A 10,550-nucleotide genomic window follows, 5' to 3' on the forward strand; every position below is an offset into this window, starting at 1 on the left:
ATACCAAAAAAATTTTGGCACTGACATTCATCGACACACTGTTGAGTTCTCAAAGAACACGCACACACCATCACTTCAACCAGGTTGAAAGCTCCGGGGCAAGGGTTACAATCTTAGCTTGTTCGCTCCAGGGAAGCAAGTTCCCGCTGAGCGTGATTGTCTCCGACTTCGTCCAACCGCGTTTCCCCGGCCTGTCGGTCGGGGTTGGTGTCCGTGTCGCTCTGACTTGGACAAAGTTACGCGAATGAAAACTGAGCGTCAAACGTGCAGGTCGCAGATGTTCGACAGGTTAAATCCGCTGGTAGCCCGCCCGGAGGCGGGCCACCAGCGGCCACAGGAGCCCCGCAAGACAACTGTGACCCCACACACGTCAGTTTGGAAGGATTCTCACGCCGGCGAAGTTGCGCTTTCCGCGCCGGACGACCAACCAGCTGCCGTGAAGCAGATCGGATGCGGTGGGCTCCCAGTCGTCGGCCGACACCTTCTGGTTGTTCACCGAAGCACCGCCCTCTTTCACGGCGCGTCGAGCGGCCCCCTTGCTCTCGCACAAGCCGCTCGTCACGAGCAGATCGATGATCGTGCGCGGCTCCCCCGGCGCCAATTCGCTGACCGATGCTTCTTTCAGCGCCGCGGCTAGCGTCGACTCGTCGAGTTCCGCCAGCTCCGCCTTGCCGAACAACGCCTGACTGGCGAGCTCGACAGCACGGGTGTTGTGTTCCCCGTGAACCAAGGTCGTCATCTCCGCGGCAAGTCGCTTCTGCGCTTCTCGCGCATGCGGCCGCTCTGCCGTTGCAGTCTCCAACTCTGCGAGTTCATCCGCAGTCAGGAAGGTGAACCAGCGCAGGTACTTGATCACGTCGGCGTCGCCGGTGTTCACGAAGTACTGGTACCAGGCGTACGGGCTGGTCATCTCGGGGTCGAGCCACAAACTTCCGCCACCGGTCGACTTTCCGAACTTTTTGCCATCGGCCGAGGTCACCAGCGGAACCGTCATTGCATGAACGCTCTCACCGTCGACACGACGGTTGAGTTCGACGCCGGCAATGATGTTGCCCCACTGATCGGACCCGCCGACCTGCAGAGTGCAGCCGAGGTCGCGTCGCAAGTGCAGGTAGTCGTTGGCCTGGAGCAGCATGTAGCTGAACTCGGTGTACGACATCCCGTCCGACTCGAGACGACGCTTCACGGTGTCACGCGCAAGCATGACGTTCACGGAGAAGTGTTTGCCGACATCACGCAGGAAGTCGATGGCCGACATCTTGCCGGTCCAGTTCATGTTGTTCTCGATGACCGCGCTCGTCGGCGAATCGTCGAAATCCACGAATCGTTCGAGCTGACCACGGATGCGACCTGCCCAGTCCGCGACGGTATCGGCGGAGTTCATCGTCCGTTCCCCGACGTCACGGGGGTCTCCGATCAGGCCCGTTGCACCGCCGGCAAGAACGATCGGGCGGTTGCCGGCGCGCTGAAACCGCTTGAGCGCGAGGAGCGGAACCAGGTGACCTGCGTGCAGGCTCGGTCCTGTCGGGTCGAAGCCCGCATACAACGTGACCGGTCCGGCCTCGAGATCTTTACGCAAAGCGTCGAGATCGGTTGATTGGGCGATCAGCCCGCGCCAGGTCAGTTCGTCGAGAATATTCTCAGTCACGGACTCGATCATCCCATCTTCACGAAATGACCGGCGCTCGCGGGCTTCGGCGATACGCGGACACCGCTCGCGAGTCCGGAATCCACAGGCGCCACGGAACCTCCGCCGCGGTACTGACCCCCACCCGCGGTCCACTGACCCATTCCTTCGACTCCCCCAATTCGAGCCGAATCCGCGAGGCAGGGTTGAACACGTCTGTTCCGTTGTCCGCCAACGTGATTGCGACAGAAGCACCGAGATTACCCGGCCCTCTGGCCCATTGGTGAGATGGTCGATCCGGCGATCTCCGAGCAGACACCACATCGTGACCGGCCTCGATTTCGGCCGCTCGGAGCAGAACACCACCCGCAACACCATCCGGGCCGTACGAGATGTTCATACAAAAGTGCATTCCATAGCTGCGGTAGACGTAGAGACGCCCCGCCCGCCCGAACATCACGCTGTTCCGCGGCGTTCTCCCCCGATACGAATGTGCTGCCGGATCCGGCCATGGCCCGTCCTTCTCCCCTCCGTACGCCTCGACCTCGACGATCCTCAGCGAGATGTCGTCGACGGTCAGGGTCGAGCCGAGAATTGTCAGGCCCGCTTCCAACGGGTTCTCCACATTTTCCAAGGTCTCGATGCTCACCCTTCGATTGTGCCCACGCCGTTGACTCATCGGTCGGCCGAGTCGCATAATTCAACAAGTGATGAATTATTGAAACGAGGCGAACCGTGACCACAACGCCGGCAATAGATATCCGCGGACTACGAGTCGTTCGCGGCAAGCACGAAGTTCTTCACTCGCTTGACCTGCAGGTATCAGCAGGATCGATCACCGGACTGCTCGGCCCGTCCGGCTGCGGCAAGACAACCCTGATGCGCGCGATTGTCGGAACACAGATCGTCGAAAGTGGTGAGGTCAGAGTGCTGGGCGATCTCGCCGGTTCCGTTGCTCTTCGCCACCGGGTCGGATATGTCACCCAATCCCCCAGCGTGTACGGCGACCTGACGGTCACTCGAAACGTCCAGTACTTCGGCGCTCTTTACGGCAAGTCCGGCGCCGACGTCGCAGCAGCGGTCGACGCCGTCGGATTGAGCCGATACGCCGACCAGACCGCCGCCGATCTGTCTGGTGGTCAACGCGGGCGAGTCTCGCTGGCTTGCGCGTTGGTGGCGTCACCTGATGTGTTGATCCTCGACGAACCGACCGTCGGCCTCGATCCGGTGCTTCGCGTCGAATTGTGGGAACGATTCGCTGACCTTGCTCGCAGCGGAACCACCCTGTTGGTCTCCAGCCACGTCATGGATGAGGCCGACCACTGCGCTGAGCTGATCCTGATGCGAGACGGGCACCTCCTCGCTCAACTCACACCCGATGAATTGCGCGCCAAAACCAGATGTGAACGGCTCGAGGACGCCTTTCTCGAGCTGATTCGGACTTCACCCGTCGGAGGCGAAATATCATGAGCATCAGGATCTTCGGTGCTACGACCGTACGCATTCTGCTTCAGCTCCGCCAAGATCACCGCACGGTGGCCATGATCTTGTTGGTCCCGTCGTTACTGATGATTCTGCTCTATTTCCTCTACCAAGACGTCCCGACGCCACCCGGCCAGGTTTCGCTCTTCCAACGAGTGGCGATCACGATGTTGGGAATCTTGCCGTTTGTCGTCATGTTCCTGGTCACGTCCATCGCGATGCAACGCGAACGCAGTTCAGGCACACTCGAACGCCTGCTCACCACACCGATGGGCAAACTCGACCTTCTCGCCGGATACGGGGCGGCATTTTCGCTCTCCGCCGCCGCTCAGGCAGCCCTCGCGTGCGCGGTTGCTTTCGGATTCCTCGGACTCACCATCGCCGGCAGTCTTGCCTGGGTCATCGTCATTGCAGTTCTCGGCGCAATACTGGGCGTTGCGCTAGGCCTGTTGGCCAGCGCATTCGCGAAGACCGAGTTCCAAGCGGTGCAATTCATGCCGGTAGTTGTGGTTCCACAGCTCTTCCTCTGCGGACTCCTGGTACCGCGCGACCAATTGCCGACCTGGCTCGAATGGATCAGCAACGTCCTCCCCTTGAGCTACGCCGTCGACGCACTTCAGCAAGTGTCGATGCATGCCGACGCGACGGGTCAGATGTGGCGTGATCTCGCCGTCATGGCGGGCTTCGCCGCCGCCGCACTCTCGCTGGCCGCGGCCACACTCGATCGCCGCACTCCATGACCGACAAGGACACGAGTCCTGCACCGATTCGTTCGGGGCGACGACCGGGCAAGTCGGAGACTCGCGCGCAGATCCTCGATTCGGCGCGACGGGCGTTCTCCCAGAACGGTTTTCGACGAACAACCGTTCGATCGATAGCTGCGGCCGCTGACGTCGATCCGGCTATGATTCATCACCATTTCGGGAGCAAGGAGCAGTTGTTCACCGCTGCGATCGCGCTACCGATCGATCCAGCAAAGGTACTGGGACCGGTTCACACCTCCCCGACCGAAAACCTCGGCGAAAGCCTTCTCCGGGCGGTGATCGGGCTATGGGATTCGGAACACCAGCCGGCGATTCTGGCGGCTTTTCGATCAGCCATTTCCGGCGACGGATCGCAGTTGATCCAGAGCTTTCTGCTCGATGTCGTATTGCGCGACATCATTCCGCGGGTGGACACACCACCTGGTACCGGCTTGATCAGAGCGGAATTGGTGGCCTCTCAGATGGCCGGACTGCTTGTCACGCGATATGTGCTCGGACTCGAACCACTCGCATCATTGAGCGTTGACGCCTTGGTACCGCTGGTGGCGCCGAACCTCCAGCGGTACCTGACCGGTGAATTACCGATCTAGCCTTCAGCCCGCGCGAGCAACTTCTCGTGTTCGTCGTCCGCTACATCGCGTGCCTCGTCGATCAACAGAACGGGAATGCCGTTCTCGATCGGGTAGGCACGCCGCAGGCGCGGGTTGTAGAGCAACTCGTCCCCGACCAGCAGCAGCGGGCCTTTGTCCTGGGGGCAGGCCAAAATGCTGAGCAACGTCGAATCAATAGCCACGTGTGTCCTCTCGAACCGATCAAACAGAATGTCCTCAGGCTACCGTGCTCCGGTGCTCACCCTCGTCGGCATCAACTGCGCGGCAATTGCCTTGGTCAGCCGCTTGTACGACTGCGACTCGGAATCGAGGAACCAGGTCCGTGGCCCCGGCGCCGGCAATCCGGCCGCAGCCAAAGCAGTGGAGCTCGGACGGTACGACGAACCCACCGGGATCTCGTCAACCACGTGCACGATATCCGGACGAGCGTCGAAAGCGATGCGCGAGAGGGCCTCTGCAAGCTCGGCAGAACGGAACTGCCGCCCCGGACGCCAAGTCACGGCAGCGACCGCCAGCTGATGCGGCGCGTCACCGACTCCGTATGCGACGGCAAGATCCACCCGCGCCACACTCGACAACGCGTCGACGATCGGCTGGGTGAACACGGGACCGCGGACCGTGGAAATGACCGTGTTCTTGTGGTCGATCAGCCAGTAGTCGCCGTCGGCGTCCCGGCGGAAGAGATTTTCGGTGGGAATCCACGAATCGCCGGCTTGGAAGAGACCTCGCATGGCTCCGCCCGAGAGATCGGCGGTGAATCCCGCGCGCCCGAGCAGCAATCCGACCTCGTCTTCGGCGCACTCACGGACAAATCCGTTTCCGTTCTCGAGGAGCCGACCACTCAGCGGGTCGTATGCCGTCAACCGCACCTGCGCGCTACCCGGCAGTGGGCGCCCCTTGGAACCAACTTTGGAGCCTGCAACATTGGCAAGAATCACGTCGCCTTCGGTCGACGCATAGAACTCGAGTACCTGCGCGGGGTCGAACGCCTCCGTTGTCCGCTTCCACAGACCATGGGGCATGCCCGAACCGATGAACAGGCGGACCGGATGACTACCGTCGATGAGAAGAAGATCCTCGTCGAGTATCTCGCGCATCATCGACCACGTGTAACTCACGACCGTCACGCCGTAGCGGTGGATTTCCTCGACGAACCTCGCGGGGTTCAGTCCACGTGAGAGCGCAATGCGTGAGCCACCGGCCATGGCACCACCGATGGTCGCGAGCAGACTCGACGAATGATGGAGTGGCGCAAGGCAGTACACGGTGTCACCGCGATCGAGATCTGCCGCCGTAGCCGTGCCGAAGGCCGACAATGCCCACCGGTAGTTGGTGATCTGCTTGGCCTCGAGCACACCGCCGGATTCCGCAAAGATGATGAAGGCGAGTTCGCGGGCGACACCGGGATCCGGTCGGTACCACCCGGGCAGATTGACCTTCGTCGGATCGATTTGTTCGAGATCGATCACGTCGTGTGACGGATCCACCTCGAGGCCACGGGCATCGCCGCCGCCGAGCACCAGTACCGGCCGACCGGTAACCACTGCAGCATCGACGTTTTCCGGATCGGTGATGATCCGATCGACCGACCCCAGCTTGACCGCCGCCGTTATGTCGGAGCCTGGCGGAAGCATGACCGCGACGGCACCAAGTCGCGACAGGGCCGCGATGGCCGCGAGTGCGCTGGGACGGGTCTCCATCAGGACACCGACATGCGCTGCCGGACGCACTCCCACGGAGATCAATCCACGCACGACATTGTCGATACGCGCGTTGACCGCTTCATACGTGTGCACGCGATTGTCGAAGAGGAAGCACTCGCCGTTCGGCGCCTTTCGACGCTGCTCCGCCAGCAACTGGCTCAGCGAGATCTTGGTGTGCGGCTGAATCTGGTTGAGTCGAGCCAGACGTGGCAACGCTCGTGCCGCTTCTCCCGACAATTCGAAAGTGCCGCGCAACGCACCGGCGGCAAGGTCACTGATTCCCTTGGTGACTCCTGCACCTACTTCAGCGACCGAGGCGACGGTGTGGATGATCCGATTGCTGATCGACACACCGGTCTGGTCTTCGAGGTCGGCGCCGTAGACCATGTTCGCGATACGGTCCGGGAGGGGTCCACCCGTCTCGGTCCACTGTACGAATTCACCGGTGGTCGGCCAGGTGTGATTGGCCGCGGTGGAACCGACAACCAAACCGAAATGGCCTGCACGCAAGGTAGATTCGTAGACCTTCGCCCGCGGAGCGGCTTGACTGATGCCTCGAACCGCTTGCGGCTGGCCGATGTCGTCGACCTCACCGACGAATGCCAGGATGGGGCAGGTGATCTCGGCGAGCGAGACCAATTGATCCTTGATGACGAACCCACCTGTCATCATTCGGTTGTGCACGATGAACTGCTTGAGCAGTTCGGCTACCGCGGGCCCCGACCACGCGACCCAACCCTCGGTCGCGAGGAAGCGGCGTTGCTGCTCCCGCGGAAGCAACGCCTCACGGTCGTGCAGTTGAAGCAGAAAGTCGACGCGCATCTTCAGCGTCTTCACGGGATCGAGCAACTGGAACCCGGTACGGGCCATCCACCCGGTGACCGCCAGGCGATTGAAGACGTGATCGGCGAGGAAATCTGCACCCTTGGTTGCCAATCCCGCCGGGATGCCGAAGGGTAGCGCGGCGAGTGTGTCGACCGGACTGCCGAAGGTGATGACGCTGGCGATGTTTCGACTACGCCGATACGCGGCAGCCTGATAGGCGAACATGCCACCCTGCGAATAACCGGAGATGTGAACATCTTTTCCGGTGTGACGGTGGATGTGATCGACGATGTCGCTGAGAGCGATGATGTGATCGGCGAGATTACGATCCCAACCGCCCTCTTCCGAGTCGGGCGAACCGAAATCGACGACCCAGGGATCAAGGCCCATCTCGTGCAGAATTCCCACAGCGCCCTGGTCACGGGTCACGTCGTACACGTTCGCCGACATCATCATCGGCGGGATCAGCAAGATCGGTGCGCCGACGGTTTCCGAGTCACTGTCCGGGAAGTAGCGCCGTAGCCGATACATCGCTGCGCGTTCGACGATCTCGAACGGCGAAGTGGTCGCATCCGTTTCCAGCCCACCCAACCGGACGACCTCGAGGCCGTTTTGTGCTGTCGCAACCACCCGACGAATCGGGCCCAGCACAGACTTGGAATTCAATCCCACCATTTCACTCCCAAGTTACTCACCATGTGACGTCAGTCTCATTTTTCCCGCGCGCGACAAGCCTACTGACGACGAATACGCGTACGCGGTCAGGGAGCAAATTCTGCTACCTGACCGCGTACGACCGAAGGACTACTGCCGAAAAGAGAGCGACAACACTCGTGACCGCGAGGTCACAGGGTCCATTCCCGCAGTGACTGCGCCACTGCTTTGACTCCGTCCAGCTGCTCGGCAACCCGCACCCCCGCGGTGCCGCCTCGCGCGTTGCGCGAAGCGATGGAACCCTCGACTGTCAGCACCTCACGAACAGCGGGTGTCAGCGCGCTGTCGACGCCGGCCAGTTCCTCGTCCGTGAGATCTTCGAGTCCGACGCCTCGCGCTTCGGCGACACGCACACACGCTCCAGCAGCCTCGTGTGCAACCCGGAACGGCACGCCCTGACGCACCATCCACTCCGCGATGTCGGTGGCCAACGTGAACCCTGCCGGAGCAAGTTCCGCCATGCGTTCGGTGTGGAACTCGAGCGTCTGCACCAGACCGGTGATGGCCGGGAGCAGCATCTCGAGCTGCGCAACCGAGTCGAAAACCGGTTCCTTGTCCTCTTGCAGATCGCGGTTGTACGCCAGCGGCTGAGCCTTGAGCGTCGCCAACAATCCGGTCAGGTTGCCGATCAAACGACCCGACTTACCGCGCGTCAGTTCCGAGACATCCGGATTCTTCTTCTGCGGCATGATCGACGATCCCGTCGACCACGCGTCGGCAAGCGTGATGTAGCCGAATTCCGGTGTGCTCCAGATAATGATCTCTTCCGCCATGCGAGAGAGGTCGACACCGATCATCGCAAGCACGAACGCTGCCTCGGCCGCAAAATCACGCGACGCGGTTGCGTCGATCGAATTCTCGGCCGAGCTGTCGAACTTCAATTCCGCTGCAATGGCTTCAGGGTCGAGACCGAGCGAGGAACCGGCGAGTGCACCGGAACCGTACGGGGACACCGCAGCTCGCACGTCGAAGTCGCGAAGGCGCTGCACGTCGCGCAACAACGGATGTGCGTGAGCGAGCAGGTGATGGGCCAACAGGACCGGCTGAGCCGCCTGCAGGTGCGTCTTGCCCGGCATCACGGCATCCGGATGGGCCCCGGCCTGAGTCGCCAATGCGTCGACCACGTCGAGAACTCCGGTGGAGATGCGGCGGACCGCATCGCGAAGCCACATGCGGAACAGCGTGGCCACCTGGTCGTTTCGCGAACGTCCAGCACGCAGGCGCCCACCGACCTCAGGCCCGACACGCTCGATCAGACCGCGCTCGAGTGCGCCGTGTACGTCCTCGTCCGACTCGCTGGGCCCGAAGGCGCCACTGGCAACATCTGCCGCCAGGCGGTCGAGACCGTCGAGCATTGTCACGAGGTCGGCTTCGCTGAGCAGGCCTGCCTTGTTCAGCACACGCGCATGCGCCTGCGACGCCCGCACGTCGTACGGAGCGAGGACCCAGTCGAAGTGAGTCGACTTGCTCAGCGCCGCCATGGCAGCGGCCGGTCCGGACTCGAACCGCCCGCCCCACAGCGCACCTTCGTTGGTGCCGTGTTTTTGAGCGTCTCCGTCACCGTGAGCCGTCATGGCTCAGAGTCCCAGATCGCGCTTCGCGGCGACCTTCGACGACAGACCGTGGATCTCGACGAAGCCCTTCGATGCGGACTGGTCGAAGCTGTCGCCCTCGTCGTACGTCGCGAGGTTGAAGTCGTAGAGCGACTCCGGGCTGCGACGACCGTTGACGGTGATGGCTCCACCGTGCAGGAAGAGACGGATGTCGCCGGTAACGCGTTCCTGCGTCTTGTTGACGAACGTGTCCAGTGCGTCCTTGAGGGGCGAGAACCAGAGGCCGTCGTAGACCAGCTCGGACCAACGCTGCTCCATCTGACGCTTGTAGCGACCGAGTTCGCGTTCGAGGGTGACGTGCTCGAGTTCCTGGTGTGCGGTGATGAGAACCATCGCGCCGGGAGCTTCGTAGATCTCACGGCTCTTGATGCCCACGAGACGGTCCTCGACGACGTCGAGACGGCCGACGCCCTGAGCGCCTGCGCGCTTGTTCAGTTCCTGAATGGCTTCGAGAACCGACACCGGGCGGCCGTCGATGGCGACCGGGCGGCCCTTGTCGAAGCTGATGATGAGCTCGTCGGGTGCGTTCCAGTTGACCGTCGGGTCCTGGGTGTAGTCGTAGACGTCCTTCGTCGGCGCGTTCCACAGATCCTCGAGGAATCCGGTCTCGACGGCGCGGCCCCAGACGTTCTGGTCGATCGAGAACGGCGACTTCTTGGAGACGTTGATCGGGATGTTGTTCTCTTCGGCGAAGGCGATGGCCTTCTCGCGGGTCCAGGCGTAGTCGCGGACCGGTGCGATGACCTGCAGGTCGGGTGCGAGGGCGCCGAATCCGACCTCGAAGCGAACCTGGTCGTTGCCCTTACCGGTGCAACCGTGCGAGACGATGGTGCCGCCGTGCGAGCGTGCAGCTTCGACGATGTGCTTGACGATCAGCGGACGGCTGATGGCCGAGACCAGCGGGTAGCGGTCCATGTACAGGGCGTTGGCCGCGATGGTCGGCAGGCAGTATTCGTCCGCGAACTCGTCGCGGGCGTCGACGACAACGGATTCGACTGCGCCGCAGTCGATCGCGCGCTGACGCACGACCTCCATGTCCTCGCCACCCTGCCCCAGATCGATGGCGACGGCGACAACTTCAGCGCCCGTCTCCTTACCGATCCAACTGATGGCAACAGAAGTGTCCAGCCCGCCCGAGTAGGCGAGTACGACGCGATCGGCCATGGTTTTTGTGCTCCTTCGGTTGAAAATCTCTATCAAAGAATAAGGGG

At 62.1% G+C, this 10,550-nt stretch carries 10 protein-coding genes; 4 read left to right on the plus strand and 6 right to left on the minus strand.

Features of this window, described 5'->3' with window-relative positions; genetic code table 11:
* On the plus strand, positions 1 to 248 hold a 248-nt coding region (locus tag ACN50D_RS21250), incomplete at its 5' end, for a hypothetical protein (protein ID WP_419970237.1).
* A 122-nt stretch (positions 249 to 370) separates the two neighbouring features.
* On the opposite strand, the gene tyrS is transcribed toward ACN50D_RS21250, so the two are convergent.
* Together tyrS and ACN50D_RS21260 are read right to left on the minus strand one after the other, a co-directional pair.
* A complete protein-coding gene (gene tyrS, locus ACN50D_RS21255) occupies positions 371 to 1,648 on the minus strand; it encodes a tyrosine--tRNA ligase (protein ID WP_007736194.1) in 1,278 nt (425 codons plus the stop codon).
* Positions 1,649 to 1,667: 19 nt separating this feature from the next.
* Complete coding sequence (locus ACN50D_RS21260) at positions 1,668 to 2,276, minus strand: DNA-3-methyladenine glycosylase (RefSeq protein WP_003944023.1); 609 nt, start codon at positions 2,274 to 2,276, stop codon at positions 1,668 to 1,670.
* A gap of 86 nt (positions 2,277 to 2,362) precedes the next feature.
* Here ACN50D_RS21260 and ACN50D_RS21265 point away from each other — a divergent pair, with 86 nt between their 5' ends.
* Genes ACN50D_RS21265 through ACN50D_RS21275 form a run of 3 tightly spaced genes read left to right on the plus strand, consistent with a single transcriptional unit; the run spans position 2,363 to position 4,463 of the window.
* Positions 2,363 to 3,097, plus strand: coding sequence for an ABC transporter ATP-binding protein (locus ACN50D_RS21265; protein ID WP_007736198.1), 735 nt, complete (start codon positions 2,363 to 2,365; stop codon positions 3,095 to 3,097).
* Entirely contained in the window at positions 3,094 to 3,849 is a 756-nt protein-coding gene (locus ACN50D_RS21270; RefSeq protein WP_003944033.1) for an ABC transporter permease, read from the plus strand. The genes ACN50D_RS21265 and ACN50D_RS21270 overlap by 4 nt, the downstream gene beginning before the upstream one ends.
* Positions 3,846 to 4,463, plus strand: a complete 618-nt coding sequence (locus ACN50D_RS21275; protein ID WP_007736202.1) for a TetR family transcriptional regulator — start codon at positions 3,846 to 3,848, stop codon at positions 4,461 to 4,463. Before ACN50D_RS21270 ends, ACN50D_RS21275 begins: the two co-directional genes overlap by 4 nt.
* Here ACN50D_RS21275 and ACN50D_RS21280 read toward each other — a convergent pair.
* The 4 genes from ACN50D_RS21280 to ACN50D_RS21295 form a co-directional block, all read right to left on the minus strand.
* Entirely contained in the window at positions 4,460 to 4,666 is a 207-nt protein-coding gene (locus ACN50D_RS21280; RefSeq protein WP_003944045.1) for a Trm112 family protein, read from the minus strand. The two genes, ACN50D_RS21275 and ACN50D_RS21280, sit on opposite strands and share 4 nt — an antisense overlap.
* A gap of 39 nt (positions 4,667 to 4,705) precedes the next feature.
* Entirely contained in the window at positions 4,706 to 7,687 is a 2,982-nt protein-coding gene (locus ACN50D_RS21285) for an acyl-CoA synthetase (protein WP_211921100.1), read from the minus strand.
* A 170-nt stretch (positions 7,688 to 7,857) separates the two neighbouring features.
* Positions 7,858 to 9,300, minus strand: coding sequence for an argininosuccinate lyase (gene argH, locus ACN50D_RS21290; protein ID WP_003944092.1), 1,443 nt, complete (start codon positions 9,298 to 9,300; stop codon positions 7,858 to 7,860).
* Between the two features lie 3 nt (positions 9,301 to 9,303).
* Positions 9,304 to 10,503 carry an argininosuccinate synthase gene (locus ACN50D_RS21295; RefSeq protein ID WP_007736221.1) on the minus strand — a complete coding sequence of 400 codons (1,200 nt, stop codon included), beginning with the start codon at positions 10,501 to 10,503 and terminating at the stop codon, positions 9,304 to 9,306.
* Between the last annotated feature and the right edge of the window lie 47 nt (positions 10,504 to 10,550).

The organism is Rhodococcus sp. SB1D, from assembly GCF_048573875.1.
Taxonomy (GTDB): domain Bacteria; phylum Actinomycetota; class Actinomycetes; order Mycobacteriales; family Mycobacteriaceae; genus Rhodococcus_F; species Rhodococcus_F qingshengii.